Raw genomic sequence first — 26026 nt, 5'->3', positions numbered from 1 at the left:
ACGACCAACACAAACGATACCTAAGGCGGGTCACTTCTCGGTGGAAATGCCGGGTCAGCTCTCAGTGGAAATCAACAATCAACACGCCCTACAAGTCTCCGGTCAGGCTGGAGGACGGTGTCGACGGTTTCGCGCGCTGGCCGATTTTTCAAGGCGGCGATCTCTATGGCCTGTGGGGTTTCGGCTTATCGCCAGACCTGACAAATCCGCCGACCCCCGTTGCCAATTTCGGCCTTGCCGTCCTTGCCGATCCATTGATCCGCTACGCCATCGTGCGCGACCCGAAATTCAACACCATAACCTTCGACCCGGCAGAATATGCCGAGCGCATCGCGGAAGTTTCCAAACTGATGGATGCAAACAGCGCCGACCTATCCGCCTTCGAGAAACACGGTGGCAAAATGCTGCTGATGCACGGCACCACCGATTTCGCAATCTCGCCCTACAATACGGTCTCCTATTATGAGCGCGTGGTCAAAACGATGGGGACGGAGAATGTCCATGGCTTCATGCGCTTCTACCTCATACCGGGGTTCGGTCATGGCAGCGGCAAGTTCATCGCCGCCTGGGATCCCCTGACGGCTTTGGAGAACTGGGTCGAAAAGGGAAAAGCGCCGGAAAATCTGACCGTCAGCGATGCCGGCAAGGAGGGTGCCGGCCGCACGCGGCCAATGTGCGAATATCCGTCCTATCCGAGATACAAGCCAGGAGCGAAGGATATGAACAGGGCAGAAAATTTCGAATGCAGGAAATGATCCGCTAGCAGGTTTAGAGTCCGGATCGCGGCCGCAGTCGATGACTGCTCTGCACTATAGAAAAAGCCCGGAAATCGGTGAGGATTTCCGGGCGCACTTGCTGAAAATTGATATCTGAAATCAGTGCGCCATCACCTTGAGAGGCGTGACGGTGGCGATGGCGTCGAGCCGCAGGCCCGTGTCCTGGGCAAAGAGATGCATGTTCTCTCGCGGCAGCTCCAGTGCCACGGCCTGGCCGGTTTCGCCGGATGTATGGTCGGCGACCGCGACAGCGAAGCTGGAGCCATTGATATCGCAATGGATGACACGGCCCGCCCCGAGTTCCTCGACGAAATCGACCGTCGCCGGAACAGCGCCGGGCGTGCCCGCCGGCACGAGACGCGCATGTTCCGGACGGATACCAAGGGTGACGGGCTGGCCCGCATGGCGCTTGCCGATATTGGCGTCGATGGAGAACGGCAGCCCGTCGAAAATGAACTGCTCGCCATTTGCCGAGAAGGAGCCTTCAAGGAAATTCATGGCCGGCGAACCGATGAAGGAGCCGACAAAACGGGTCCGCGGCGTGTTGTAGACTTCCAGCGGCGTGCCGACCTGCTCCACATTGCCCTTGTACATGACCACCAGCTTGTCGGCGAGCGTCATGGCTTCGATCTGGTCGTGGGTCACGAAAACGGAAGTGGCCGACAGGCGCTTGTGCAGCCGGCGGATTTCGACACGCATCTGCACGCGGAGCTTGGCGTCGAGGTTGGAAAGCGGTTCGTCGAAGAGGAAAACCTTCGGTTCGCGAATGATGGCGCGGCCCATGGCGACGCGCTGGCGCTGACCGCCGGAAAGCTCGGCCGGCTTGCGATCGAGGAAGTCTTCCAGACCGACGATGCGAGCGGTTTCCTTGATGCGGCGATCACGCTCCTCGCGCGGAACGCCGGCGACCTTCAGGGCATAGCCCATGTTGGCGGCGACATTCATGTGCGGGTAGAGCGCATAATTCTGGAAGACCATGGCACAGCCGCGTTCGCGCGGCTCAAGCTGGTTGACGACCTTGCCGTCGATGACGATCTCACCCGAAGTGATATCCTCAAGACCGGCGATCATCCGCATCAGGGTGGACTTGCCGCAGCCGGAGGGGCCGAGAATGACGACGAACTCACCAGAGGAAAAGTTCAGATCGACGCCGTGCACAACCTGATTGCGTCCGTAAGCCTTGCGAACCTGCTCGATCCGGATTTCTGCCATCTTGTTCTTCCCTGCCTGTCATCTCTGGGCCTGCCAGTTGGCTGGACTGCTAGCGAACTTGCATTACAGAACGGTGACAACAATCCTTATATCATAGGACCCGTCGAGATTTTCTCAGGAGAGTTGCGAGCGTTATTCCATGGCGGTAGGCGCGGCAAGGAACTATATCTCCACCGAAACCGTATGTTATTGCGGCAGCAATGAAATAGATGAAAAAGCGAAAGAACCATCGGCCTAATCAATGAGATCATCGCAGAACGAGCCGAAGCCCATCCTCCTGTGGTTTCGCAAGGACCTACGGCTCGACGACAATCATGCCCTGCGGGCGGCGGTGACATCAGGTCGTCCCGTCATCCCTGTCTATATCCGAGAGCCGGAAGCGAGCGGTTGCGGACCGCTCGGTGCGGCACAGGAGTGGTGGCTCCATCATTCCCTCGCCGCTTTGCAGAAAAGTCTTCATGAGCTCGGTAGCAAGCTCGTTCTCCGGAAGGGCGACACGCTCGCAAGAATTGAAAAGCTTGTCGAAGAGACTGGCGCCGAAGCCATCGTCTGGAACCGACGTTATGATCCGGCCGGCATCGCGATCGATATTCAGGTCAAGAAAGCATTGCGTGACGCCGGCATGGAGGCAAACAGCTTCGCCGGCCAGCTTCTGCACGAGCCGTCGCGCCTGCGCACGGGCACCGGCACTCCCTACAAGACCTATACGCCGTTCTGGCGGGCGCTGGAGCAATCCGGCGAACCGCCGTTCCCCATTGATGCGCCCGCAAAGCTTGACGCACCCGGCCACTGGCCTCAATCGGATTCGCTCGAGTCATGGTCATTGCTGCCCACCAAACCCAACTGGGCTTCGAGTTTCACGGATATCTGGACACCGGGCGAAGCCGCCGCCCGTCAGAGGTTGGATGATTTCATTGAAGCCGCTCTCGATGGTTATGCTGTCGATCGCGATTTTCCCGATAGGCCGGCGACCTCTCTGCTTTCGCCGCATCTGGCGCTAGGCGAGATTTCCCCGGCCCGGATTTGGCACGCCACGCGAGGTCTTCCCGAGAAAATCCCGACAGACAATATCGTCCGCTTTCGCAAGGAGATCGCTTGGCGGGAATTTTGCTATCACCAGCTTTTTCAGTTTCCCAAACTCAACTCCGCCAACTGGAACGATCGATATGACGATTTTCCTTGGCGCTCGGATGGCGAGTTGTTCGACAGGTGGCGGCGCGGGCAAACGGGGTATCCGATCGTCGATGCCGGCATGCGGCAGCTCTGGCGCCACGGCTGGATGCACAATCGCGTTCGCATGATCGTCGCCTCCTTCCTGATAAAGGACTTACTGATCGACTGGCGCGAAGGCGAAGCCTGGTTTCGCGATACGCTTGTAGATGCCGACCCGGCGAGCAATGCCGCAAATTGGCAATGGGTAGCAGGGTCCGGGGCCGATGCGTCGCCCTTCTTCCGCATATTCAATCCGATGTTGCAGGGCGAAAAATTCGATCCCGATGGCGGCTATGTCAGGACCTTCGTGCCGGAACTGGCAAATCTCGACAGCAAATATATCCATCGGCCATTTGAAGCGCCTGACAACGTGCTTCAGCGCGCAGGCATAACGCTTGGCAAACACTATCCCCTACCGATCGTCGATCACGCCGGAGCGCGGCGACGTGCCCTCGACGCACACGCATCACTGCGAAACTAAAACTGAGCGCTATTCAGCCGGATGCGGAGTCGCCCGTGCGCCGACGGACTGACGTTTGCCGCCACTGATGATGCGTCGAACAAGGCGGAAATACAGGCTGTAAGGCAGGAATCTCATGAGTTTCATCTTATAGGTGAAGCTCTTCGGGAAGGTGATTTCGAATGACGGTGACTTGAGCCCGGCGGCAATCGCCGTGGCGGCGTCATCCACCGACATCAGCCCCGGCATCGGAAACTTGTTCTTTGCCGTCAGCGGCGTCTCGATGAAGCCCGGCGTGACCAGCTGGATGCGGATGCCGACGCGATCCAGATCGAAATTCAGGCTTTCGGCCATATTGATCAGGGCCGCCTTGGTGGCACCATAGGCAGCACCCCCCGGCAAGCCGCCATAGCCTGCCGCCGAAGAGACGATGGCGATCTGGCCATGTCCTCGCGCCCGCATGTGACGCACCGCCGGCACCAGACAGTTGATGACCCCATGAAGATTAACGGCGAAGCTGCGGTCGAACACATCATGGTTCAAATCCTCGGCGCGCGCCGGCAGAAAGATGCCGGCATTGAGAATGACCAGCGCCAGCGGGCCATGCTGGTATTCGATCGCCGCGACGGTGTGTTCCATATCCTCGGCATTGGTGACATCGCCATCGAGCACTACGATGCTGCCGGAGAGCTTGCTCGCTTCTGTCTGCAGTTCCAGCAGCTTGTCATGACGGCGCGCGGTGACCGCAACCTTGTAGCCCTCGCCGGCGAGCTTCAACGCCAGCGCCCGGCCAATCCCGGAGCTCGCGCCGGTGATCCAGATCACTCCATGTTCGGGACGGGCGATGAATGAGCTCATGGCTTTTCTCCTCGGCTGGTGACCTGCACGGATGCCTCGTTCAGGCGGTCTTCCTCAGCATTTTAGGGCTAGCGCATCATTGTGGCCGCTTTCGGCCAGCATACGATAGACACGGTCGAAATCCGTGCCGTCGGAAGGAGCCGCAGACTTTGCGAGCCAGGTCTTTTACCATCCAAGACGAATTTTGCGGCCCGGACGAGGAGCGTGGAACAGAATTTCTTGCCTATCCTGCCTTGTGAAGGGAAAAGACCGTTCTTACAGTAGTGCTGAACAGAAGGCAGAGATTCCATGACCGTCCATCCCTCCGTCCTAGAAGCGATCGGCAACACGCCACTGATCAAGCTCAAGGGAGCCTCCGAGGCAACGGGCTCGACCATTCTCGGCAAGGCGGAGTTTTTGAACCCCGGCCAGTCGGTCAAGGATCGCGCCGCGCTCTACATCATCCGCGATGCGGAGAAGAAGGGCCTGCTGAGGCCTGGCGGCGTCATCGTCGAGGGTACGGCGGGCAATACGGGCATCGGCCTGACCCTTGTCGCCAAGGCACTCGGCTACCGCACCGTCATCGTCATTCCGGAAACGCAGAGCCAGGAAAAGAAGGACGCGCTGAAGCTGCTCGGCGCCGAACTCGTCGAAGTGCCGGCGGTTCCCTACAAGAACCCGAACAATTACGTGAAGCTCTCCGGCCGGCTTGCCGAACAATTGGCAAAGACCGAGCCGAACGGTGCGATTTGGGCCAACCAGTTCGACAATGTCGCCAACCGGCAGGCGCATATAGAAACCACCGCCAAGGAAATCTGGGCCGATACCGACGGCAAGATCGACGGCTTCATTTGCTCGGTCGGCTCCGGCGGCACGCTGGCGGGCGTGGCCATGGGCCTGCATGCCTTCAACAAGGACATCAAGATCGGCATCGCCGATCCCGAAGGGGCAGCCCTTTACGAATTCTACAAGAATGGCGAGCTGAAATCCTCCGGCTCCTCGATCACCGAGGGTATCGGCCAGGGCCGGGTGACGGCGAACCTGGAAGGTTTCACGCCCGATTACGTCTATCAGATCACCGATGCCGAAGCCCTGCCCTATGTCTTCGATCTCGTCGAATATGAAGGCCTCTGCCTCGGCGGTTCGACGGCCATCAACATCGCTGGCGCGGTGCGTCTCGCTAGGGATCTGGGCCCCGGCCACACGATCGTGACGATCCTGTGCGACTACGGCAATCGCTATCAGTCCAAGCTTTTCAACCCGGACTTTCTGAAGTCGAAGGGTCTGCCGTTGCCGTCATACCTTGCGAAGAGCTCCGATATTCCGATCCCTTACGAAAACCAAGCGTGACGTCATGCCCGTGAATGCCCTTTATCGTGATGACTTCTATCTTTCGACTGCCGAAGCCGTCGTCACCGCAATTCACGAGGATGGGGGCATCGAGCTCGACCAGACCTGCTTCTACGCCACCTCGGGCGGACAGCCGGGCGACACCGGTTTCTTCGAGCGCGCCGACGGTTCGAAGATCATGCTGGGACAGACCAAGCATGGGCCGATCAAGGACATCATCATCCATGTGCCGCTGGAGGGCGAGGCGCAGCCTATCCTCGGCGAGAAGCTGGTGCTGCATGTCGACTGGCCGCGCCGCTACAAATTGATGCGTATGCACACGGCTTGTCATCTGCTCTCGGTCGTCTGCCAGTTTCCGATCACGGGAGCCTCCGTCGGCGAGGATGAAAGCCGTGTCGATTTCGACATGAGCGAGACGATCGACAAGGATGAGGTGACGGCAAAGATGATGGCGCTCGTCAACGAGAACCATCCCGTCTTCGTCCAATGGATCACGGATGAGGAGCTGGCGGCCAATCCGGGCATCGTCAAATCCAAGAATGTGCGCCCGCCCGTCGGCCTCGGCCGCGTCAGCCTTGTCTGCATCGGCGAGAATTCCGCCGTTGACAGCCAGCCCTGCGGCGGCACACATGTGTCGGAGACGCAGGAAGTCGGGGCAATCCATATCGCCAAGATCGAGAAGAAGGGCAAGGAGAACCGTCGCTTCCGCATCCGTTTCGGCACGCCCACGGACGACGCGTAAAGCCGGCCAAGTCCCACATCCCGACACACCCCCCAGAATCAAAAATAGGCAGGGAGAGATCATCATGACAGCGGAGAAAAGCCGTTTCGTCGTATCCGCCGATTGGTTGCAGAACGAATTGGGCGCCAAGGATCTGCGCATCCTCGACGCGTCCTTCTATCTGCCGGCGCAGAAGCGTGACGCCGATGCCGAATATGCCAGCGGCCATATTCCCGGCGCCATCCGCTTCGATCAGGACAAGATAGCCGATCATTCCACCGGCCTGCCGCATACGGTTCCCTCGCCGGAGTTCTTCGCGGCCGAGGTCGGCAAGCTCGGCATCAGCGAAAACGATCGCATCGTCGTCTATGACGGCCTCGGCCTCTTTGCCTCGCCCCGCGTCTGGTGGCTGTTCCGCGCCGTGATGGGCGCAAAGAACGTCTTCGTGCTCGACGGTGGCCTGGATGGCTGGAAGGCCGAAGGACGGCCGCTGGAAACCGCCCTGCCCGCATTCGCGCCCGTCACCTTCAAGCCGAACTTCAATGCCGCCCGCATCGTCTCCTTCGACGAGATGCGCGGCATCGTCGATAGTGGCTCCCTGCAGATCGCCGATGCCCGCAGCGCCGGCCGTTTCGCCGCTGCCGAGCCGGAACCGCGCGAAGGTATGCGTTCCGGCCATATGCCGGGCGCAAAGAACCTGCCATCCGGCGTCTTTGCCGTTAACGGCAAGTTCAAGTCGTTGCCCGAACTGCGTGAGACGATCGAGAAGGCCGGCATCGATCTGGAAAAACCCGTCGTTACCACCTGCGGCTCCGGGATCACCGCCGCCATCATTACGCTGGCGCTGGAATCGCTCGGCCACGACGCCAACCGGCTCTATGACGGCTCCTGGTCGGAATGGGGCAGCCGTCCCGATACGCCCATCGTCACCGGAAAGGATTGAGCGTTGCGGCCCGTGAAGACGCCCTCGTCGCTCAAGGTTCATATCACCCGTCTGGAAATGACTGCGCCACCCAAGGCGAGCCTGGCGGTGCCGGTCAACATCCAGACAGCGATCATGCGTTCGCCTGGCATTCCGCTGCCCTTCTACCGCTATCTCTATCGCCAGGTAGGCGCGCGCTGGCACTGGGTCGATCGGCTTCGCATGTCCGACGAAGAGCTGACGGCTGCCCTGCACAATGAGCGCAACGATATCAGCGTCCTCTACGTCAACGGCGCCCCGGCAGGATTCTTCGAGTATTTCCGCCAGGATGACGAGACGATCGAGCTCAGCCATTTCGGCCTAATCGAGCACGCGCTCGGCCTCGGCATCGGCAAATGGTTCCTGCTGCAATCGCTCTACGCCATATGGACGCTGAACCCGCAGCGCGTCACCACGACCACCAACAATCTCGACCATCCGCGCGCGCTGCAGCTCTATCAGATGTTCGGCTTCTCCCCGGTCTCGACCGGCGAAGGCATCGTGCGGCCGCTCAGCGACAAGGAATTGCTGGAGCTGGCGAAAAAAGCCTGACGGCAGGAATCGGGTGGCTTCCGCCTTCCTTACGGCGCATCACATGACGAACCTCAAGAAGGAGATTTGTCATGTCCACCATCGCTTTTGCCGCCATGCCCACGTCCGATGCAGAAAACCTCTGGAATGGCGGCGCGGACGCCTACGGTCACCAGCCGGAGACAATGACCTCCGACGGCCCCGGCCATCCCTGCCGCCATTGCCTGCGCAATATCGATGCTGGCCAAGAATTTCTTGTCTTCGCCTATCGGCCGTTTCCTGAGTTGCAGCCCTATGCCGAGACCGGGCCGGTCTTCCTGCATAAGGAGCCTTGCGAGCGCTATGCCGCCGAGGAAGTCCTGCCGCCGATGCTGACGACCAGCCCAGATTTCATCGTGCGTGGTTATGGCGAGAACGACCGTATCGTCTATGGCACCGGCGCCGTAACGCCGATTGGCAACATTCCCGCCTATGCGGCCGAGCTTCTTGGCCGCGATGGCATTGCCTATGTGCATGTCCGCTCGGCGCGCAACAATTGCTATCAGTGCCGGATCGATAAAAAAGAAGCGCCGGCATATGAGAATGCCGGCGCGTCCATCTGACGCAGCGCGATGGGCTTTACGCTACGTTCAAGACGCTTTCCGGCGCGAAGGCTTCATAGCCCAGCGCCTCCGCCACCGGCTTGTTGGTGACGCGGCCCTTATGGACGTTGAGGCCATTGCGCAGATGCTTGTCCTCGGCAATCGCCCGCAGGCCGCGGTCGGCCAGCGCCAGGCCGTGATAGATGGTGGCGTTGTTCAGTGCATGCGCCGAGGTGACGGGAACCGCGCCCGGCATGTTGGCGACGCAATAATGCACGACGCCATCGACCTCGTAGGTCGGCTCGGAATGGGTTGTGGCATGCGAGGTTTCAAAGCAGCCGCCCTGGTCGATGGCGACGTCGACGATGACCGAGCCCTTCTTCATACCCGATAGCATTTCCCGCGTGACCAACTTCGGCGCGGCGGCGCCGGGGATCAGCACGGCGCCGATGACGAGATCGGCGGAAAAGACCTCTTCTTCCAGCGCCTGAATGCTGGAATAGCGGGTGTGGACACGGCCGTTAAAGATATCGTCCAACTGGCGCAGGCGCGGCAGCGAGCGATCAAGGATGCTGACATCGGCGCCAAGGCCAGCCGCCATCTTGGCAGCATGCAGGCCGACGACACCGCCGCCGATGATCGCTACCTTGGCCGGCAGCACGCCAGGCACGCCGCCGAGCAGGATGCCGAGGCCACCATTCGCCTTCTGCAAAGCAGTCGCACCGGCCTGGATCGACAGGCGGCCGGCGACCTCCGACATCGGCGCCAGCAACGGCAGGCCGCCGCGCTCGTCGGTGACAGTTTCATAGGCGATGGCGGTGACGCCCGAGGCGATGAGCCCCCTGGTCTGCTCCGGGTCTGGCGCGAGATGCAGGTAGGTATAGAGAAGCTGGCCGTCGCGCAATTGCGCCCATTCGGACGGCTGCGGCTCCTTGACCTTCACGATCATGTCGCACTTTTCGAAAATGTCCTTGGCGCTGGCGGCGATCTTCGCGCCAGCCGCGATATAGGCGTGGTCATCGGCGCCGATGCCGGCACCGGCCTTCGTTTCGACCCAGACCTCGTGGCCGTGGGCCACATATTCGCGGACGGACGCAGGCGTCAGGCCAACGCGGTATTCGTGGTTCTTGATCTCTTTCGGGCAACCGACACGCATATCATTCCTCCCTGAATGCTTCACAGGAATGAGACCACCTCCGCTTTGAAATGTCCTTGCAAAGAGAATTTGCCCAGCACTCATTTTTCGTGGATTATTGCGCAGAAGGAAAATTCTTCGAAGGATCTTCGAATGCCGGACCTAGACGCCATGGATCGTTCGATCCTGCGGGTGCTGCAGCAGAACGCCAGGATCACCAATGCCGAGCTTGCCGAAAAGGTCGGCCTGTCGCCGTCCGCCTGTTCGCGCCGGCTCGATATTTTGGAGAAGGACGGCGTCATCGGTGGCTATCATGCGCGGCTGTCGCACAAGGCGCTGGACTACAAGATGATCGCCATGGTGCATATCTCGTTGTCCGGCCAGTTCGCCAAGACGCTTTCGGAATTCGAAGCAGCGGTGAAACTTTGCCCGAACGTGCTCGGCTGCTACCTGATGTCCGGCGAATACGACTATATCCTGCGCATCGCCGCGCGCGATCTCGAGGACTATGAGCGCATCCACCGCGACTGGCTTTCCGCGCTGCCGCATGTGGTCAAGATCAATTCCAGCTTCGCGCTGCGCGAGGTCATCGATCGGCCGAATGTTGGTCTTTGAGCTGGACTACCGTAGATCCAACAGCAAGGCGCGGTGATCGGAGACTTCCGGCTCGGCAACGGCATCGAACGCCACAACCTCCACCGGCGGCGTCACCAGCATATAGTCGGCGAAACGCGGTTCCTTGCGATAGTGGGAGGTGCGCGTGTCGCTATGTCCCCGTGAGGTGACGAGATCCGAAAGTCCCAACTCTCCCAGAGCCTCGAAGGTCACGCTTCCCGGCAGGACGTTGAAATCGCCGCAGGCGACCAGCCGCTCCTCTCCCGGCCATACCTGCCGGATCAGATCTACCAGCGCCTTTGCCTGGTGATGACGCGCCGGCGTATCCCCCTTGCCGTCGGGATCGCGCAAGCCATGCATCTGGGCAATGGTAATCGGAAAGCCGCTTTCATAGTCGAACAGGCGGATGCAATGGGCGTTGCGCGACCGGGGATGCGGACCCCAGCCATCTGAAGAGAACGCCCCGTGCACGAAGCCCAGGGCCTGGCCGATGACCGGATAGGATTTGCGGACGAAGGTCGCAAGGCCAAATTCAGAAGCCAGCCGCCGATCACCATCAAAGAGCTCACCGCGCGCCACTGGGCAGAAGAAGGCGTCATAGGAAGGAAGAGCCGCCTTGATCTCTTCGAAAAGATTGGCCCGTTGCGGTAGTTCGACGCCATGATCGCGATAGACCAGCCAGTCAGCTTCAGCGTCCGGCGTCCGCACGACCTCCTGCAAGCAGAGAACATCCGCATCGATATCGACCAGATACCGCATCAGCGGTTCATGCAGCCTGCCACCCCATGCATTCAACGAAACGATGCGTAATGTCATTGTCTTTGTGAAATCCCGGAGTGACGTGGTACGGGCGAAACAAAAGTGGAATGAGCTTGTCATAACCCAACGGTTCAGCACGCAGCAAATGTGGCAAAAGGTGGCTAGTTGCCCTTGAACAATTCGCCATAGCTTTCAAGGTCGGTAATCCGCTGATCGATCACGCCAGCCCGACATGAAACATAGTCCAGCACCGCGCGCTCCGCGCCCCAGTCGCCGTTAGCATATAATTGGCAGGAACCTTCCTTGTAGGTGTTCCAGAGACGCTGTTCCGCCAGAAGATCGGTTTTGGTCTGACCTGTCGCCTGTTCAAAGACCTTCCTCCAAGTCGCATTCAACTTGTCATCTTCGCGCTTCAACCATTCCTGTCCGCACCCACCCCAGGCTGCGTTGCTGCCATCCGACTTATCCATGCACGCTTGCCAATCTTTTTCCCACTGATCGGAATCCTTGGAGAAAGCCGGGCTTGTTCCGCCCGCTGCGAGTGCCAGAAAAGCCGCCATAGCCGCCAACGATCGTGTAGATGCCTTCATCTATCTGCCTCCCGGAAATCACTATAGGCCCACAGAGCGACAGCCAAATCGGAACTCTCGGCTGACGATTGAAACTACCACTAGAAGAAGAGTGCCTGCAACAAGAGGAAGCAGAAGTAGTTTGGAGCGTTGCTTGGTTCCCAACGCTTCCATTCGAAATTTTATGGCAATAGCGCGAGCCCGGTACTGAAGCTCTTAAGTGCCAGTTCGGAACGGATAATTGCAATTTTACCGATCATGCTAAACACCTTTCAATGCATGCCCGCTATCCGTGAGATAAATGATGCGCACGCGTCGAGGTGAAATCATGCAGCCATCTTCAAAATCGCCGGTCCAATACAATCTGAAAATCAAGACCAGGCGTTCGCAGCGCCGCCGCGTCCGATTGATGGGCCAGGTATGGTATCTCGCAAAGGCCGTAACTGGCCGTGTGGTCGACCTCTCCGCCAGCGGCATCGCGCTTGACTTGCAGGCCCCTATCCATGCAGCCGCCGGCAGCAAGGTTCGTGTTCAGTGCGACGACATCGGCATGCTGGATGGTATCGTGCGCTGGGTCCATAGCGGTCGAATCGGCATCGAATTCGATCCATCCTCCAATGCTTCGGCTCTGGTCGCCTCCTATTTCCGCTTTTTCCACAAGGACATACAGCCGGTTCTCAGGCGTTGACGGCCTGTTTCCTCACCCGGCGCCGGAACCACAATAAGCCTGTCATAATACAGGTGCACACCTTCAAAATTCGTCCTAATCTCCCTCACCCCCAGAGGTGATCGAGAACCATAATTTGTCGTTGAAGGAGTGTTTCATGTCTTCCATTCTGGAATTGTCCAGCATGTCGCGCCGTTCGTTGCTGCAGGGCCTCAGCGCCACCGCCGCGCTGATCGTGCTGCATCCCTTCGCTGCCCGCGCAGCTGGCAACCAAGCGCATCTGCGCCTCATGGAAACGACTGATATCCACGTCAACGTCTTCCCCTACGACTATTACGCCGACAAGCCGAACGACACGATGGGCCTGTCGCGCACCGCGACGATCATCGACACTATCCGCGCCGAAGCCACCAATTCGCTTTTGATCGACAATGGCGACGTGCTGCAGGGCAATCCGATGGGCGATTACATGGCCTATCAGCACGGCATGAAGGAGGGCGACGTTCATCCGGTCATCAAGGCGATGAACACGCTCGGCTATGAAGTCGGCACGCTCGGAAACCACGAGTTCAACTATGGCCTCGATTTCATGTTCAAGGTGCTGGGCGGCGCGAACTTCCCCTTTGTCTGCGCCAACCTGACCAAGGGTCAGCTCGCCTCCGACCCGAAGAAGGACGACCTCTTCTTCAAGCCCTATCTGATCCTCGAAAAGAAGATCAAGGACGGCGCCGGCAATGAGAGCCCGATCAAGATCGGCTTCATCGGCTTCGTGCCGCCGCAGATCATGCTCTGGGACATCAAGAACCTCGAAGGCAAGGCGCAGACGCGCGATATCGTCGAGGCAGCCAAGGCCTGGGTGCCGGTCATGAAGGAAGAAGGCGCCGATATCATCATCGCGCTTTCGCACTCCGGCATCGACGGCAGCGCGCCCTCCGACAAGATGGAAAACGCCTCGCTCTACGTCGCAGCCGTTCCCGGCATCGACGCTGTCTTCACCGGCCACCAGCATCTCGTCTTCCCCGGCCCGAAGACCTGGGACGGCATCAAGGACGCCGATCCGGTCAAGGGCACGCTGCATGGCAAGCCGACGGTCATGGCCGGCTTCTGGGGCTCGCATCTCGGCCTGATCGACCTGCTGCTCGAAAAGGACGGCAACAGCTGGAAGATCGTCGACTTCACCTCGGAAGCACGGCCGATCTATCACCGCGACGACAAGAAGAAGGTCATCGCCGATGTCGCCGACAAGAAGGAAGTGGTCGAAGCCGCCAAGGCTGAGCACGAAGCGACGCTCGCCTATGTCCGTACGCCCGTGGGCAAGACGTCTGCGCCGCTCTACTCCTATTTCGCGCTCGTCGCCGACGATCCCTCAGTGCAGATCGTCAGCCAGGCGCAGATCTGGTACATCAAGGACATGCTGAAGGAGACGCAGTACAAGGATCTGCCGGTGCTTTCGGCAGCCGCGCCCTTCAAATGCGGCGGCCGTAACGGCGTCGACTACTATACCGACGTCCCCGCCGGCAATATCGCCATCAAGAACGTCGCCGATCTCTATCTCTATCCGAACACTGTGCAGGCCGTCGTCATCAACGGCGCGCAGGTGAAGAACTGGCTGGAAATGTCGGCGGCTATGTTCAATCAGGTGCAGCCGGGCGCCAAGGATGTCGCTCTGCTCAACGACAGCTTCCCGTCCTACAACTTCGATGTCATCGACGGCGTCACCTATCAGATCGACCTGTCGCAGCCGCGCCGCTTCAGCGATGACGGCAAGCTCTTGAACGCCGATGCAAACCGCATCCAGAACCTGCAATTTAACGGCAAGCCGATCGACGCCGCCCAGAAATTCGTGGTGGTGAGCAACAACTACCGTGCCGGCGGCGGCGGCAACTTCCCGGAAATCGCGGCCGACAAGGTCATCTACAAGGCCCCGGACACCAATCGCGACGTCATCGTCCGCTATGTCCACGAACAGGGCACGATCAACCCGACAGCCGACGGCAACTGGACCTTCAAGCCGCTGCCGGGCACCACCGTCCTGTTCCCAAGCTCGCCCAAGGCCAAGGACTTCGTTGCCGAGGTGAAGAGCGTCAAGATCGAGGACGCCGGCGAAGGTACTGATGGCTTCAATAACTTCCGGCTCGTTCTGTAGTCGGCTACACAATTACAAAAATGAAATGGGCGCCTCGGAGGGCGCCCATTTTCATTCCGCCGCCAGCTGGTTTTCGTCAGGACGGAACACGTCCATGGCAGCCTTGAAATCCATCCGGTCCGGGCATTGCGACAGCCGGTCGCGGAAGGCTTCAATCATCCAGGCCGCCGCCGGACCCGGGGGATTGGAGAGCTTGCGCACGGCATAGATCGGATATTCGCCCTGCTCATAGGCATCGAGGTCAAGATGCACGAGCCGGCCCTTCTGCAGGTCTTCATAGATCAGCGACGCCGGTAATCCGCCCCAACCGAGGCCGCTGCGGATCAGTTGATGCTTAGTCGCGATATCGCTGAGGTGCCAGATCTTGTAGGACAGGACATTGAAATCCCGGCCCTTGGTGAGGTTCGAAGCATCGGTGACGACCAGTTGCACCTCCTCGCGCACATCGGCGAGGGTCAGCGGCCGCTCGATCTGGGCAAGCGGATGGAGTGGTGAAGCGACCGGCATCATGAAGGAATGGCCGATGCGCTCGATCACCATGGAATCGTCCTGCTTTATGACCGCGCCGCCGATTCCGATCGTCGATTTGCCGCTGGAGACCAGCTCCATCATCGTGCCGAGCTCGCCGGCATCAAGCCGCAGCGAGACGGACGGGAAGCGGTCACGGAACTCTCTCAGGACGTCCACCGTGGCATTGGTCGGCACCATGACGCTGATGGCGACGGCGACCTCCGCCTCGAGCCCGGTCTTCAAGCCCTTGACCCTGGCGCGCATCACCTGGAGATCGGAGAGAATGCGGCGCGCATCCTCCAGCATCACCCTGCCCGCATCCGTCAGCTTCGGCTGCCGCGAACCCGAACGCTCGAACAGCGGCATTTCAAGCTGCGCCTCGAGATTGGCGATCGTATAGCTGATCACCGACTGCGCGCGGTTGAGTACGCGCGAAGCCGCGGAGAAACTGCCGGATTCGGCAACGGTCAGAAAAACCTGCAATTGGTCAAGCGTGGGATTGGGAAGCATGGGCTATCCATTTTATCGATCATTCCAATCCATATTATCACAGTTTTTCTCGATAGCACTGAAGACTTATCTATGGATGCGAAACGTGGCCGAACTCCCATCCGGCTATCGCAACCCATTGATAAGGAACACTAGCATGTCCTCCATTCTGCTTCTGACATCCAGCCCGCGCTCCGATTCTCTCTCCACCAAGATCGCGACCGAGCTTGCCGACAAGATCAAGGCCCAGAACCCGGGCAAGACGATCGTTCACCGCGATCTGTCGTCCGCTCCCCTGCCGCATATCGATGAGCTTTTCACCGGCGCCATCCGCACGCCGGCCGACGCCCGCACGGCTGAACAGGCCGAAGCCGTCAAGGTTTCCGACGCACTGGTCGACGAATTGCTTGCAGCCGACACCTTGGTCATCGGCACCGGCCTCATCAACTTCAACATCTATTCCTCGCTGAAGACCTGGATCGACAACATCGCCCGCGCCGGCCGCACCTTCGCCTACACGGAAACCGGCCCGAAGGGCCTGGCCACCGGCAAGAAGGCCTATATCGTGCTCGCTTCCGGCGGTGTTTATTCCGAAGGCCCGGCCGCTCCGCTGAACCACGCCGTTCCCTACCTAAAGTCGGTTCTCGGCTTCATCGGCATCACCGATGTCGAAACGGTCTATATCGAAGGCATCGCCTTTGGTCCGGAAGCCGTTGAAAAGGCAATCGGTGCTGCCCAGGCTCGCGCAACCGAACTGGCGCTTGCCGCTTAATTCGCAAAACGACTAAAAGTCACGGCGGCCGGTTCTCACCGGCCGCTTTTTTATGTCCCTTATCCTTTCGCCAACTCTCTCATGAAGCCCCTCGCGATCTCCAGAATCTCGTCGGAAAGCGCCTCATCATTCGCAACGCGGGCAAGGCCGACCGCACCGGCCATCAGACAAGTGGCGATAATGGCATTGCGCCGCGCGTCGTCGGCATCCGCTTGCGGCATCCGCGCCGTCATCGTTTCGATGTTTCTCCGCATACCTTCCGTCGCAATCGTCCGGACAGACTCACTGCTGCGCGCAATATCGGCGGTCAAGGCGGCATAGGCGCAACCTTCGCCGCGCTGATCGCGGTGGCGAGCGCTGAGATAGTTGTCGGCAAAATCGGCCAGCGGGATGCTTGCCGGATCAATGCCGTTCTCCTCCTGCTGGCGGCGCCACGACCCCACCGCAAGCTCGACGGCCTCGGCGACCAACTCGTCCCTTGAGGCGAAATGTTTGTAGAAGCCCCCGACCGTCAGCCCCGCCTCCTTCATGAGATCGGCGACGCCGATGCCCTCCAGTCCCTCCTCGCGCAGACGCTTGGCCGCAAGCGTCACGATACGCTCGTGCGTCTTCTGCTTCTCCAGCTGCGAATGGCCCATCGAAGAATCTCCTCAAACCGTCTTGACCTATGTGGATTATAATCATAATCCTTATGGAGAACGATCATAATCCAGATCGCCGTTGAAGCCAATAGGAGTTACCAACATGCGTCTCAAGAACAAGGTCGCCATCATCACCGGCGGCAATAGCGGCATCGGGCTTGCCACCGCCCGGGTCTTCCTTGCCGAAGGCGCCAAGGTCGCCATCACCGGTCGCAATCCTCAAACACTTGCTGCTGCGGTCGAGGAGCTTGGCGGCGATGTCCTGGCGTTGCAGGTTGATGTCACCGACGTTGCAGCGACTGAGAAAGCCTTTGCGGAAGTGGCTGAAAAGCTTGGCAATATCGATATCCTCTTTGCGAATGCCGGGATTGCCGGCGAAACCGCAGTTGGAAAGACCACACTCGAACAGTTCGAGACGGTGGTCCGCACCAATTTCACCGCAGTCTTCTTCACCGTGCAGGCGGCGCTGCCGCATCTGAACGACGGTGCGTCGGTGATCCTGAACGGCTCCGTGCATGCCGTTCTCGGCATCCCGGGCTATTCCGCCTATGCCGGCACTAAGGGTGCCGTGCGCGCCATGACCCGCAACCTTGCTTCCGAACTCGCGCCGCGCGGCATCCGCGTCAACCAGGTAACCCCGGGCGCCACCAAGACGCCGATCTGGAATACGCGGGCGATGACCGAAGACGCCAAGGATGCGCTGGAAGCCCGCTTCGGCAGCCTGAGCCCGCTCGGCCGCATGAGCGAGGCGGAAGAGATCGCCAAGGCGGCTCTCTATTTCGCCTCCGACGATTCGAGCAACGTCACCGCCATCGAAATCACCGTCGACGGCGGCGCCACCAGCGCTCCATCGGGCGCCAAGCTTTTCCGGGGGGCCTGAGAGGCATAGAGAAGCCGGGTGGGCTGATTTCCAACATGACGGCAAAGGTCGCCTGATGCAGGATGCTGATGGCGGCCTTTGCGTGTCAGGCCCATCGCCAAATGTCGACGACTGCGCGAAACCGGTCTGCAATTTATCGCGAAAGTGGCTTTAGCTTTCAGATAATCTCCTGCGATATACGCAGCTGCGATGCCTCGATGAGGCTCATCCTGAGCATAGCAGTCGGAGGATTCCCGTGAAAGACAAGCAACATACCTACCACGTCAACGTCGTTTGGACCGGCAATGACGGGACGGGAACGTTAAGCTATCGCGGCTATCGGCGGGATCATGAGATACGTGCCGAAGGGAAACCGTCGATCGCCGGCTCTTCCGACCCGAGCTTCCGCGGCGATCCCACCCGCTGGAACCCCGAGGACCTGCTGGTCGCGTCGCTTTCGGCCTGCCACAAGCTTTGGTATCTCGGCCTTTGCGCGCAAGCCGGCATTATCGTCCTGTCCTATGAGGACGCGGCGGAGGGAACCATGCTGGAAGAGAGTGGCGGCGCCGGGCAATTCACTTCGGTCGTCCTGCGTCCCAGGATCGTCATCGACGCCACATCGGACGCAAGGAAGGCGCTTGAACTGCATCACAAGGCGCACGAGATGTGCTTCATCGCCCGCTCGGTGAATTTTCCCGTTACCAACGAGCCGCAGATCTCGACGGCGGCATAGCCGTTACAAGCCATTGAAAGAACATTCAATTCCTTCAATGGTGTATGCCTTTTATGGCTTATCACTAACCAGCTTTGGAAATCAGACCTGGCGAACCTTTTCGCCATCTCCGAACAGCGATGGGCCATTCTGGTCGATGATCTGCCGCGCCTTGCGGAAGGTGGATTCGAGCGCGTCGTCCGAGGATGTGAAAACATCGGCGCGGATGAAATTGCGCACCAGCGTCTCGCCATTTACATCCTTCTCGATCCGGCCCATCAGGCGGAACTGATTGCCCTCGCGCTGCGGCGTCGCATGGATGGTGCAATCGCCATGCGTCTGCGGCTCGGCGGTGACGGTGGAGCCACCAGTCTTTTCGGCGCTTGCGGTCGAAGCGCCGCCGCCGGTGAAGATCGAGAGAATATTGGACAAGATCGAAGCCATGAATCGCCTTTAGCATGAAGGACGTGAGGTCGCAAAGTTAAATGATCAGGTTCGCAAGGATCTCATTCTCGGTGATGTCCTCATAGCCCATGCCGGCGCGCTCGAACTTTTCGACCAGCTGCTTGAAATTATCGGAATCCTTCGTCTCGATCCCGATCAGGATGGAACCGAAATTGCGGGCGCTCTTCTTGAGATATTCAAAGCGGGCGATATCGTCGTCCGGCCCAAGCAGGTTGAGGAAATCCCGCAGCGCGCCGGGGCGCTGGGCAAGGCGCAGAATGAAGTATTTCTTCAGCCCGGCATAGCGCATGGCGCGCTCCTTGACGTCGGGCAGGCGCTCGAAATCGAAATTGCCTCCGGAGACGACCGCGACGATCGTCTTGCCACGGATGGTATCCGGATCCATGGTCTCCAGTGCGGTGATCGCCAGCGCGCCGGCGGGCTCCAGCACGACGCCTTCGACGTTCAGCATATCGGTGATCGTCACGCAGATGGCATTCTCTTCGATCAGCCTGACCTGCTCCGGCGCGAACGCCTTCAGGGCGGCGAAATTCAGGTCACCGATACGGCCGACCGCGGCACCATCGACGAAATTATCGACCTTCGCCAACGTTACCACCTGCCCCGCCTCGATGCTGCGTCTGAGGCTCGGCGCTCCCGCAGGCTCGGCAAAGATAAATGTCTCCTTGCCAAGGCGATCGGCAAAATAGCCGGTGATGCCGGCCGCCAATCCGCCGCCGCCCACAGGCAGAATGACGAGGTCGGGCAAAACGCCTTCCGGCAATTGCGCGGCGATTTCGTCGGCGACTGTCGCCTGCCCCTCGATGATATCGGCATGATCGAAAGGCGGCACCATGACGCCGTCGATATGCTGCACATGTTCGCGCGCCGCCTGATAGCACTGGTCGAAGAAATCGCCGAAGAGCTTGATGGTGATGAATTCACCACCGAACATGCGGGTCTTGTCGATCTTCTGCTGCGGCGTCGTCACCGGCATGAAGACCACGCCCGGCACGCCGAAATGGCGGCAGACGAAGGCAAAGCCCTGCGCGTGATTGCCGGCGGACGCGCAGACGAAGGTCTTGCCCGTGCCGCCCGCTGCAATCACCTTGCGGAAGAAATTGAAGGCGCCGCGGATCTTGTAGGAGCGCACCGGCGTCAGATCCTCGCGCTTCAGCCAGATGTCAGCGCCATAGCGAGCTGAAAGATGCTCGTTCAACTGCAGTGGCGTTGCGGGGAAAAGGCCACGCATGGCCTCGGTGGCGTCGAGAACATCCTGCTTGTCCACGGGCTTCATCCATCCTTGTTCAATTCGCCTTCGCTATGACACAGGAAACATGAGTAACGAAAGCCTGTTTATTCCGGTTTCCGACCTGTCCGAGCGAGATTCCGCATTAGCGACAGCAAGGCTGGCGACCAGCAAACACGCAACTGCTGTGATCTACGCCAGCGGTGACAGCCGACAGCTACCCCCAAAATCTTCGAATTGACACGGTGGAACCGTCCGTCTCCAATACGACCAGCCATCATGATGATGGTTAGAGGCCCGCTTCAATCCGGTTCATCCGGTGCCGGCGGGCTTCGCTTGGATATGATCGCCCACTACGCGGCAATGATTATAATGATTATACCGGTGCTGGTGAACGCCCTCGGAGGGCGGTGAGACAATCGCGTCGGAACCGCTTAACGCCGCAGCAAGCCGAACTCAGTTCTGCCCTTGCCGCAAACATTCCCTTGACTGAATCGCTCAAGTGCTTGAAGGGGAAAGGCGAGCGGACGTGGCGAAACTGGTAGACGCAAGGGACTTAAAATCCCTCGGAGTGATCCGTACGGGTTCGACCCCCGTCGTCCGCACCATCACCTTCATAAGAGGCAATGATTGACGCACATGCCGTACTTACTCCGGCTTCGTCCGATCGACCTGAATTTTTAGGCCCGCACATACCCCTGCTTCTGGGCAGCGCCATCCAAAACGGAATTCCCGGGTCAGAAAGCAGTCAAAAGATCCGGAAGGTTCCCGGATTCGTGCAGAATTTCGATAATCTCCGTGATCGGAATAGCTATCAGCAACAACAATCCGTCACGAAGCGTTCTCCAGAGTGCTTGCGGATCGAACTCATAGCGCGTACTCCCTTCGTCATATTTGCGAAAGTCGGGCAGGAAACGCGGCGTGGTCGCTCGATATGTACTGTAGACCGGTCCAAACCGGTCCTGGAGAAACTGTTCTTCCCGGCGCACCACCACGGAAAAAATGATCCAGCATGATGCTCCGCAAAGGACTGCGAATGTCAGCATGCCGGTTTGCAGTCCCAAACCAGTCGCACCGATCACCGATCCCACGTAAAGCGGATTCCGGCTGATGCTGTAAGGACCGTCCATCATCAGGGACGATCCCTTTCTGCCGCCGATATAAAGCGTGCACCAAAGCCTTATGAATATGGCCAGCAGCATGCAGACACAGCCGGAGACCTCGAGCCAGAAATGATAGGCGGTCGGGTCCATATACTTTGGCTTAACAACCAGAAGCGCCGCCACAAGCGCGGCTATTCCAAAGATAATGGCCAGGCGCCTGTTTTCTTGAACAGCGCTCAGCCGGCCCCTTGTCATCATATCCAACGCTTCATGTCCCTCTTCTGCCCGCTATGCGACCAGCCGTGAGCGGTATGGAAACATAGTCACTCCGACTCAGCTTTGCCAGATAACGATTTGCGCCGTCGACATGCGCCCCAGCGGCCGGGTTGTCGATGAGCCTGGATGGCATGGCGATCTGGAGCAGTCGGTGTGCTTCAAATGAATAAGGCGGCCCGCTGGGCCGCCTCGTTAGTGTCTGTGCTAGCGTCAAACGCTTAGCGAATCTGGATTCTGAATGCGCTGCGCGGATACCACCAGCCATCGCTGTGGCGACGATAGCCCGGGCGGGCACGTTGATAGCCCTGGTAGCCGTTCCACGAACCGGGACGGTAATGCGGCTGACGACGGTTCGGGCGATGCCTTCTGTCGTCCCAACGCCGGCGGTCACCTTCGCGATACTGAACCTGTTCGACGGCGGTGCTTGCCGCCGGCTTGGCCGTATTGAGCGGCGCGGCAACCGAAGGCGTAAAGGATGCGAGTCCCATGATCAGCGCCAACGCGCCTGCGCCAACGATGTTGAAAATTTTGCTCATGACGTCTCCATTCAAAGTTTACGGCTCTTCATTGAACCCTAATTGATGAACGCATTGTGAATGCCACCAGAAATAGCGATCACATAACAGGCATCGCCCTTATCGCATCCTGCAGTGGTCTATTCCCGTTGGTGCGCATTCCTGCGAAGAGCCAAGCCGGCGCTGTATCGCGCAACAAAAAAAGCGCAGCCTTAGCCGCGCTTTTCTTTGTGAACTGGGAAAACTCGAATTAGGCGACGAGCTTGGCCGCGATCTTGGCGACATGAGCGCCCTGATATTTCGCGCCTTCCAGTTCGATCTCCGAAGGCTGGCGCGAGCCGTCGCCATTGGTGATCGTGGACGCGCCATAGGGCGAACCGCCCTTGACCTCTTCCGTGCCCATCTGGCCGGCGAAGGCATAGGGAAGGCCGACGACGGCCATGCCGTGGTGAAGCAGGGTGGGGATGAAGCCGAGAATGGTCGATTCCTGGCCGCCATGCTGGGTCGCGGACGAGGTGAAGACGGAGCCGACCTTGCCGACCAGCTTGCCGGTGAACCACAGGCTGCCGGTCTGATCCCAGAAATTGCGCATCTGCGAGGCGACCGTGCCGAAGCGCGTGCCGGCACCGACGATGATGGCGTCGTATTCGGCCAGCTCGTCCGGCGTTGCGATCGGTGCTTCCTGGTCGAGCTTGAAGTAGGACGCCTTGGCGACCTCTTCCGGCACGAGCTCCGGAACACGCTTGACGGTTACCTCGGCGCCGGCCGACTTGGCACCTTCAGCAACGGCATAGGCCATCTTCTCGATGTGACCATAGGCGGAATAGTAAAGTACCAGAACCTTAGCCATGAATGTCTCCCGTTTGTTGGACGTGCGGATTGTCTGGGCCAAGTTGTATCAGCGACGGGATAAGGACGCAGCCCCCGTAACGGGAACGGACTGTTCACCTGACGAAGACAAAAATTCATTTGCGGTCGCTTTCGTTCGCTGCCGTGGACATGAAAACGGCAGTTTTCATTCACCGCAAACGGCGCTACCTATCTCAAACGCTTTTTCGAACGCGCGCCTGCGCAATTCCACGGATACTTCCATGACCAATGAAACCATTGTCACCGCCGCCATGCTGGCCATCGGAGACGAACTGCTCTCCGGCCGGACGAAAGACAAGAATATCGGCCATCTCGCCGATGTCATGCTGCTGTCCGGTATCGACCTGAAGGAAGTCCGTATCGTTGCCGACGACGAAGACGCCATCGTTGCGGCACTGAACGCGCTGCGCGGCCAGTATGATTACGTCTTCACCTCCGGCGGCATCGGCCCGACGCATGACGACATCACCGCTGACGCGATCGCCAAGGCGTTCGGCGTGGCCTGCGAGCACGACGCGGAAGCGATGCGGATCATGGCGGAGATGTATGCCAAGCGCGAGATGGAGTTCACCGAGGCGCGCCAGCGCATGGCGCGCATGCCGGTCGGATCGAAGCATATCGCCAATCCGGTTTCGACGGCACCGGGGTTCAACATCGGCAACGTCTATGTCATGGCCGGCGTGCCGCAGGTATTTCAGGCAATGCTCGACAATGTTGTGCCGACGCTGCGCTCCGGCACCCGCATGCTGTCGACGGCAATTTCCTGCCCTTACGGCGAAGGTGAGATTGGCACGCCGCTCGGCGCCATCCAGAAAGCCCATCCGGATACCAGCATCGGTTCCTATCCACGCTATGTCGGCCAATCCTTCTCCACCGAGATCGTCGTGCGCGCCCGCTCGGCCGAGCTGGTGGAAAGTGTCGCAGCCGAGGTGCGGGCGATGATCGAGACTATCAGACAGTCGAAAACCAAGGAAAATCAGTCCGCTGAGGCATGACGTTCAACGAGGTCTTTTTCATCCGGAAGGGAACCGGAGTGAGATCGGCGCATTAATATCATGCGGAATGATGATATAATGAACCGATCCGATCCCTTCCGCACGGGAGATCACGTCATGTCCTACAAAACCATTTTGGTTATTCTCGACACCCCCGACAACGCGCAGGTCGCGGTCGATTTTGCTTCCGCTCTCGCCAAGGAGCACGGTGCTCACATTGTCGGCCTGCATGCGGAAATCGTCTCGACCGTACCGCTGGTCGCGCCGATGGAGATCCCCGATCCGGTCGCCGTGCAGGCCCTGCAGGATATGGCACATAGCCAGGCCGTCGAAATCGAGCGGCTGTTTCGCGCGAAAATGGAGCACGAGGGTCTCGACTATGAGTGGCGCAGCTTCACCAGCACCGTCGGCTATGGTTCCGAACCCCTGATCGAAAGTGCTCGCAGCGCCGATCTGCTGGTTGCCGTGCAGCCCGATCCGTCCAGATCGTCCGACTCGAATGTCGACGTCGAAAGCTTCGAAAGCGGGCGGCCGGTGCTGATGATCCCCTATATATTCACGCAGCCGAAACCGATCCGCCGCGTGCTGATCGCCTGGAACGGCTCAAAGGAAGCCGCCCGCGCCACCTTCGACGCTATGCCGTTTCTGAAGGCTGCCGATTCCGTGGAGATTCTGTCGGTCGACACGTCCGAGAGCTCTAAGCGCTCCCCAACGGACACCAGCCTCGAGATCGAGGCGACGCTCGCCCGCCATGGCGTTCGCGCCACGCTGACGACGGAAAGCTGCGGCGGCAAGACGCCATCGCAGGTCATTGAGAACCGTCTCGCCGACAACTCGATCGATCTGCTCGTCATGGGCGCCTATACGCATTCCTGGCTCTGGCAGCTGATCTTCGGCGGCACGACGCGGACACTATTGAAGTCGATGACCGCGATGACGCTGCTGGCAAGGTGAGTGCGCATGTGATCGCTTGAGGGGCATAGGATTGCCCCGCTTCGAAGCGCCGCCGCGCTTTTGCACACCCTGTCGGATGGGTGGCAGAGCGGCGGCTCTTGCCTTTTGGCCGTAAATCCAGCAGAAAACAGCGACCGATGACAGAATTCCCGCCAGGGAACCATTCGCGCGGTCGACGGAACATGACCCAAAAGCACTCAACAGCTTCCGGGTAAGATCATGTACCGGCAGATGGCGAGCGAATTGCGTTTCAGGATTTAGTCCGTGGTCCGCGCCCGCCGCGGGGTCTGCTCAGGGTCGCCGGTAGCGCCGGTGTGTTGTTATGTCTGCTCCCGGAGCTCCTGAGCCATGTCCCTGCCCGATAAAGCCTTTCCCGTATCCTGGGATCAGTTCCATCGCGATGCCCGCGCCCTTGCCTGGCGACTTGCCGGCCTCAACAAGAACTTCAGGGCGATGGTCTGTATCACCCGTGGCGGCCTCGTTCCTGCGGCCATCATTTCGCGCGAACTCAACATCCGCATGATCGAGACCGTCTGTGTCGCCTCCTACCATGATTATTCGAGCCAGGGCGAAATGAACCTGCTCAAGGGAATCACCCCGGAACTCCTCACCGACGGCGGCGAAGGCGTGCTGGTGGTCGACGACCTGACCGATACCGGCAAAACCGCCCTCGAAGTGCGCGCCATGCTGCCGAAAGCGCATTTCGCCTGCGTCTATGCCAAGCCGACCGGCGTACCGACCATCGACACCTTCGTCACCGAGGTCAGCCAGGATACCTGGATCTACTTCCCCTGGGACATGGGCTTCACCTATCAGGAACCGATCGCCAAGGGTCATCGGGGCTGACGTCCATCGGAGACTCACGCGAATCATACGGTGATTCTCAGAGACGCATCCGAGCCGGCTAATATATCAGGAATAGAGGTGGGCGCTTCGGCGCCCACTATATTTAGTAGCCCTCTTCCCGCAAGAACATGCGGGATTCAAGGCCTTCCACGCGAATCATAAGACGCCACAGCATGGTTTTGCTCCAAAACCAATGGTTTCGGGGCCACGTTCACAATATTGTCGCGTTGGTCTCTGTCATCGATGGTATTTCCCCTGA

General features: G+C 59.4%; 28 protein-coding genes and 1 tRNA gene. 17 read left to right on the top strand and 12 right to left on the bottom strand.

Annotated elements, in window-relative coordinates; translation table 11 throughout:
- On the top strand, positions 1-755 hold a 755-nt coding region (locus tag AB6803_RS30825), incomplete at its 5' end, for a tannase/feruloyl esterase family alpha/beta hydrolase (RefSeq protein WP_371112411.1).
- Positions 756-875: 120 nt separating this feature from the next.
- Here AB6803_RS30825 and AB6803_RS30820 read toward each other — a convergent pair.
- The gene (locus AB6803_RS30820) at positions 876-1988 is read right to left on the bottom strand and encodes a sn-glycerol-3-phosphate import ATP-binding protein UgpC (protein WP_371112410.1); all 1113 of its coding nucleotides are present in this window, start codon (positions 1986-1988) and stop codon (positions 876-878) included.
- 241 nt (positions 1989-2229) lie between these two features.
- On the opposite strand from AB6803_RS30820, the gene AB6803_RS30815 reads away from it, so the two are divergent.
- Positions 2230-3681: a deoxyribodipyrimidine photo-lyase gene (locus tag AB6803_RS30815; RefSeq protein ID WP_371112409.1), complete on the top strand. Its 1452-nt coding sequence runs from the start codon at positions 2230-2232 to the stop codon at positions 3679-3681.
- Between the two features lie 9 nt (positions 3682-3690).
- Here AB6803_RS30815 and AB6803_RS30810 read toward each other — a convergent pair whose 3' ends face one another.
- Positions 3691-4518, bottom strand: coding sequence for an SDR family NAD(P)-dependent oxidoreductase (locus AB6803_RS30810; protein ID WP_371112408.1), 828 nt, complete (start codon positions 4516-4518; stop codon positions 3691-3693).
- Positions 4519-4806: 288 nt separating this feature from the next.
- On the opposite strand from AB6803_RS30810, the gene AB6803_RS30805 reads away from it, so the two are divergent.
- From AB6803_RS30805 to AB6803_RS30785, 5 genes are all read left to right on the top strand, one after another.
- A complete protein-coding gene (locus AB6803_RS30805; protein WP_371112407.1) occupies positions 4807-5847 on the top strand; it encodes a cysteine synthase A in 1041 nt (346 codons plus the stop codon).
- Positions 5848-5851: 4 nt separating this feature from the next.
- A complete protein-coding gene (locus tag AB6803_RS30800; protein ID WP_371112406.1) occupies positions 5852-6589 on the top strand; it encodes an alanyl-tRNA editing protein in 738 nt (245 codons plus the stop codon).
- Between the two features lie 64 nt (positions 6590-6653).
- Complete coding sequence (gene sseA, locus AB6803_RS30795) at positions 6654-7511, top strand: 3-mercaptopyruvate sulfurtransferase (protein WP_371112405.1); 858 nt, start codon at positions 6654-6656, stop codon at positions 7509-7511.
- 57 nt (positions 7512-7568) lie between these two features.
- Positions 7569-8081 (top strand): GNAT family N-acetyltransferase, encoded by a 513-nt coding sequence (locus AB6803_RS30790; protein ID WP_371112415.1) that lies wholly within the window; start codon positions 7569-7571, stop codon positions 8079-8081.
- 71 nt (positions 8082-8152) lie between these two features.
- On the top strand, positions 8153-8662 hold the full coding sequence (locus AB6803_RS30785; protein WP_371112404.1) for a DUF1203 domain-containing protein: 510 nt from the start codon (positions 8153-8155) through the stop codon (positions 8660-8662).
- Between the two features lie 16 nt (positions 8663-8678).
- Here AB6803_RS30785 and ald read toward each other — a convergent pair whose 3' ends face one another.
- A complete protein-coding gene (gene ald, locus AB6803_RS30780; protein WP_371112403.1) occupies positions 8679-9797 on the bottom strand; it encodes an alanine dehydrogenase in 1119 nt (372 codons plus the stop codon).
- A gap of 132 nt (positions 9798-9929) precedes the next feature.
- Here ald and AB6803_RS30775 point away from each other — a divergent pair, with 132 nt between their 5' ends.
- Positions 9930-10391, top strand: a complete 462-nt coding sequence (locus tag AB6803_RS30775) for an Lrp/AsnC family transcriptional regulator (RefSeq protein WP_371112402.1) — start codon at positions 9930-9932, stop codon at positions 10389-10391.
- Positions 10392-10397: 6 nt separating this feature from the next.
- Here the strand turns inward: AB6803_RS30775 and AB6803_RS30770 are convergent, their stop codons facing one another.
- Positions 10398-11207, bottom strand: coding sequence for an endonuclease/exonuclease/phosphatase family protein (locus AB6803_RS30770; RefSeq protein ID WP_371112401.1), 810 nt, complete (start codon positions 11205-11207; stop codon positions 10398-10400).
- Between the two features lie 104 nt (positions 11208-11311).
- Positions 11312-11740 (bottom strand): lysozyme inhibitor LprI family protein, encoded by a 429-nt coding sequence (locus AB6803_RS30765; RefSeq protein ID WP_371112400.1) that lies wholly within the window; start codon positions 11738-11740, stop codon positions 11312-11314.
- A 307-nt stretch (positions 11741-12047) separates the two neighbouring features.
- Between AB6803_RS30765 and AB6803_RS30760 the strand changes: the two genes are divergently transcribed.
- Both AB6803_RS30760 and AB6803_RS30755 read left to right on the top strand, forming a co-directional pair.
- The gene (locus AB6803_RS30760) at positions 12048-12407 is read left to right on the top strand and encodes a PilZ domain-containing protein (protein ID WP_371112399.1); all 360 of its coding nucleotides are present in this window, start codon (positions 12048-12050) and stop codon (positions 12405-12407) included.
- Between the two features lie 136 nt (positions 12408-12543).
- The gene (locus AB6803_RS30755) at positions 12544-14532 is read left to right on the top strand and encodes a bifunctional 2',3'-cyclic-nucleotide 2'-phosphodiesterase/3'-nucleotidase (RefSeq protein WP_371112398.1); all 1989 of its coding nucleotides are present in this window, start codon (positions 12544-12546) and stop codon (positions 14530-14532) included.
- Positions 14533-14583: 51 nt separating this feature from the next.
- Here AB6803_RS30755 and AB6803_RS30750 read toward each other — a convergent pair whose 3' ends face one another.
- Entirely contained in the window at positions 14584-15552 is a 969-nt protein-coding gene (locus tag AB6803_RS30750) for a LysR family transcriptional regulator (protein ID WP_371112397.1), read from the bottom strand.
- A gap of 136 nt (positions 15553-15688) precedes the next feature.
- On the opposite strand from AB6803_RS30750, the gene AB6803_RS30745 reads away from it, so the two are divergent.
- Positions 15689-16303: an FMN-dependent NADH-azoreductase gene (locus AB6803_RS30745; RefSeq protein WP_371112396.1), complete on the top strand. Its 615-nt coding sequence runs from the start codon at positions 15689-15691 to the stop codon at positions 16301-16303.
- A 59-nt stretch (positions 16304-16362) separates the two neighbouring features.
- On the opposite strand, the gene AB6803_RS30740 is transcribed toward AB6803_RS30745, so the two are convergent.
- Positions 16363-16941: a TetR/AcrR family transcriptional regulator gene (locus tag AB6803_RS30740; protein ID WP_371112395.1), complete on the bottom strand. Its 579-nt coding sequence runs from the start codon at positions 16939-16941 to the stop codon at positions 16363-16365.
- A 106-nt stretch (positions 16942-17047) separates the two neighbouring features.
- Between AB6803_RS30740 and AB6803_RS30735 the strand changes: the two genes are divergently transcribed.
- Together AB6803_RS30735 and AB6803_RS30730 are read left to right on the top strand one after the other, a co-directional pair.
- A complete protein-coding gene (locus tag AB6803_RS30735; protein ID WP_034518386.1) occupies positions 17048-17824 on the top strand; it encodes an SDR family NAD(P)-dependent oxidoreductase in 777 nt (258 codons plus the stop codon).
- 235 nt (positions 17825-18059) lie between these two features.
- The gene (locus tag AB6803_RS30730; protein WP_371112394.1) at positions 18060-18536 is read left to right on the top strand and encodes an OsmC family protein; all 477 of its coding nucleotides are present in this window, start codon (positions 18060-18062) and stop codon (positions 18534-18536) included.
- 81 nt (positions 18537-18617) lie between these two features.
- On the opposite strand, the gene AB6803_RS30725 is transcribed toward AB6803_RS30730, so the two are convergent.
- The gene (locus AB6803_RS30725) at positions 18618-18959 is read right to left on the bottom strand and encodes an HlyU family transcriptional regulator (protein WP_371112393.1); all 342 of its coding nucleotides are present in this window, start codon (positions 18957-18959) and stop codon (positions 18618-18620) included.
- Positions 18960-18996: 37 nt separating this feature from the next.
- Positions 18997-20256, bottom strand: coding sequence for a threonine ammonia-lyase (ilvA, locus tag AB6803_RS30720; protein WP_371112392.1), 1260 nt, complete (start codon positions 20254-20256; stop codon positions 18997-18999).
- Between the two features lie 475 nt (positions 20257-20731).
- Here ilvA and AB6803_RS30715 point away from each other — a divergent pair.
- Positions 20732-20816: transfer RNA gene (locus AB6803_RS30715), tRNA-Leu, on the top strand.
- Between the two features lie 129 nt (positions 20817-20945).
- Here the strand turns inward: AB6803_RS30715 and AB6803_RS30710 are convergent.
- The 3 genes from AB6803_RS30710 to wrbA form a co-directional block, all read right to left on the bottom strand.
- Positions 20946-21569 (bottom strand): isoprenylcysteine carboxylmethyltransferase family protein, encoded by a 624-nt coding sequence (locus tag AB6803_RS30710; RefSeq protein WP_371112414.1) that lies wholly within the window; start codon positions 21567-21569, stop codon positions 20946-20948.
- 236 nt (positions 21570-21805) lie between these two features.
- Positions 21806-22123 (bottom strand): hypothetical protein, encoded by a 318-nt coding sequence (locus AB6803_RS30705; RefSeq protein WP_371112391.1) that lies wholly within the window; start codon positions 22121-22123, stop codon positions 21806-21808.
- 229 nt (positions 22124-22352) lie between these two features.
- Positions 22353-22952: an NAD(P)H:quinone oxidoreductase type IV gene (gene wrbA / locus AB6803_RS30700; RefSeq protein WP_371112390.1), complete on the bottom strand. Its 600-nt coding sequence runs from the start codon at positions 22950-22952 to the stop codon at positions 22353-22355.
- Between the two features lie 241 nt (positions 22953-23193).
- Here wrbA and AB6803_RS30695 point away from each other — a divergent pair, with 241 nt between their 5' ends.
- The 3 genes from AB6803_RS30695 (at position 23194) to gpt (ending at position 25767) form a co-directional block, all read left to right on the top strand.
- On the top strand, positions 23194-23967 hold the full coding sequence (locus tag AB6803_RS30695) for a competence/damage-inducible protein A (RefSeq protein WP_371112389.1): 774 nt from the start codon (positions 23194-23196) through the stop codon (positions 23965-23967).
- Between the two features lie 117 nt (positions 23968-24084).
- Positions 24085-24921 carry a universal stress protein gene (locus AB6803_RS30690; protein WP_371112388.1) on the top strand — a complete coding sequence of 279 codons (837 nt, stop codon included), beginning with the start codon at positions 24085-24087 and terminating at the stop codon, positions 24919-24921.
- Between the two features lie 348 nt (positions 24922-25269).
- Positions 25270-25767 (top strand): xanthine phosphoribosyltransferase, encoded by a 498-nt coding sequence (gpt, locus tag AB6803_RS30685; RefSeq protein WP_047454478.1) that lies wholly within the window; start codon positions 25270-25272, stop codon positions 25765-25767.
- Positions 25768-26026: the final 259 nt, after the last annotated feature.

Source organism: Rhizobium sp. RCC_161_2, assembly GCF_041355235.1.
Taxonomy (GTDB): domain Bacteria; phylum Pseudomonadota; class Alphaproteobacteria; order Rhizobiales; family Rhizobiaceae; genus Rhizobium.
The sequence above is the reverse complement of the archived record's forward strand: the minus strand, read 5'-3'. Positions and strand labels throughout refer to the sequence as shown.

Excerpts from the sequence above, each read along its gene's own strand:
- AB6803_RS30820 (WP_371112410.1), bottom strand. The coding sequence starts at position 1,988 with ATGGCAGAAATCCGGATCGAGCAGGTTCGCAAGGCTTACGGACGCAAT.
- AB6803_RS30815 (WP_371112409.1), top strand. The coding sequence starts at position 2,230 with ATGAGATCATCGCAGAACGAGCCGAAGCCCATCCTCCTGTGGTTTCGC.
- AB6803_RS30810 (WP_371112408.1), bottom strand. The coding sequence starts at position 4,518 with ATGAGCTCATTCATCGCCCGTCCCGAACATGGAGTGATCTGGATCACC.
- AB6803_RS30805 (WP_371112407.1), top strand. The coding sequence starts at position 4,807 with ATGACCGTCCATCCCTCCGTCCTAGAAGCGATCGGCAACACGCCACTG.
- AB6803_RS30800 (WP_371112406.1), top strand. The coding sequence starts at position 5,852 with ATGCCCGTGAATGCCCTTTATCGTGATGACTTCTATCTTTCGACTGCC.
- sseA (WP_371112405.1), top strand. The coding sequence starts at position 6,654 with ATGACAGCGGAGAAAAGCCGTTTCGTCGTATCCGCCGATTGGTTGCAG.
- AB6803_RS30790 (WP_371112415.1), top strand. The coding sequence starts at position 7,569 with ATGACTGCGCCACCCAAGGCGAGCCTGGCGGTGCCGGTCAACATCCAG.
- AB6803_RS30785 (WP_371112404.1), top strand. The coding sequence starts at position 8,153 with ATGTCCACCATCGCTTTTGCCGCCATGCCCACGTCCGATGCAGAAAAC.
- ald (WP_371112403.1), bottom strand. The coding sequence starts at position 9,797 with ATGCGTGTCGGTTGCCCGAAAGAGATCAAGAACCACGAATACCGCGTT.
- AB6803_RS30775 (WP_371112402.1), top strand. The coding sequence starts at position 9,930 with ATGCCGGACCTAGACGCCATGGATCGTTCGATCCTGCGGGTGCTGCAG.
- AB6803_RS30770 (WP_371112401.1), bottom strand. The coding sequence starts at position 11,207 with ATGACATTACGCATCGTTTCGTTGAATGCATGGGGTGGCAGGCTGCAT.
- AB6803_RS30765 (WP_371112400.1), bottom strand. The coding sequence starts at position 11,740 with ATGAAGGCATCTACACGATCGTTGGCGGCTATGGCGGCTTTTCTGGCA.
- AB6803_RS30760 (WP_371112399.1), top strand. The coding sequence starts at position 12,048 with ATGCAGCCATCTTCAAAATCGCCGGTCCAATACAATCTGAAAATCAAG.
- AB6803_RS30755 (WP_371112398.1), top strand. The coding sequence starts at position 12,544 with ATGTCTTCCATTCTGGAATTGTCCAGCATGTCGCGCCGTTCGTTGCTG.
- AB6803_RS30750 (WP_371112397.1), bottom strand. The coding sequence starts at position 15,552 with ATGCTTCCCAATCCCACGCTTGACCAATTGCAGGTTTTTCTGACCGTT.
- AB6803_RS30745 (WP_371112396.1), top strand. The coding sequence starts at position 15,689 with ATGTCCTCCATTCTGCTTCTGACATCCAGCCCGCGCTCCGATTCTCTC.
- AB6803_RS30740 (WP_371112395.1), bottom strand. The coding sequence starts at position 16,941 with ATGGGCCATTCGCAGCTGGAGAAGCAGAAGACGCACGAGCGTATCGTG.
- AB6803_RS30735 (WP_034518386.1), top strand. The coding sequence starts at position 17,048 with ATGCGTCTCAAGAACAAGGTCGCCATCATCACCGGCGGCAATAGCGGC.
- AB6803_RS30725 (WP_371112393.1), bottom strand. The coding sequence starts at position 18,959 with ATGGCTTCGATCTTGTCCAATATTCTCTCGATCTTCACCGGCGGCGGC.
- ilvA (WP_371112392.1), bottom strand. The coding sequence starts at position 20,256 with ATGAAGCCCGTGGACAAGCAGGATGTTCTCGACGCCACCGAGGCCATG.
- AB6803_RS30710 (WP_371112414.1), bottom strand. The coding sequence starts at position 21,569 with ATGATGACAAGGGGCCGGCTGAGCGCTGTTCAAGAAAACAGGCGCCTG.
- AB6803_RS30705 (WP_371112391.1), bottom strand. The coding sequence starts at position 22,123 with ATGAGCAAAATTTTCAACATCGTTGGCGCAGGCGCGTTGGCGCTGATC.
- wrbA (WP_371112390.1), bottom strand. The coding sequence starts at position 22,952 with ATGGCTAAGGTTCTGGTACTTTACTATTCCGCCTATGGTCACATCGAG.
- AB6803_RS30695 (WP_371112389.1), top strand. The coding sequence starts at position 23,194 with ATGACCAATGAAACCATTGTCACCGCCGCCATGCTGGCCATCGGAGAC.
- AB6803_RS30690 (WP_371112388.1), top strand. The coding sequence starts at position 24,085 with ATGTCCTACAAAACCATTTTGGTTATTCTCGACACCCCCGACAACGCG.
- gpt (WP_047454478.1), top strand. The coding sequence starts at position 25,270 with ATGTCCCTGCCCGATAAAGCCTTTCCCGTATCCTGGGATCAGTTCCAT.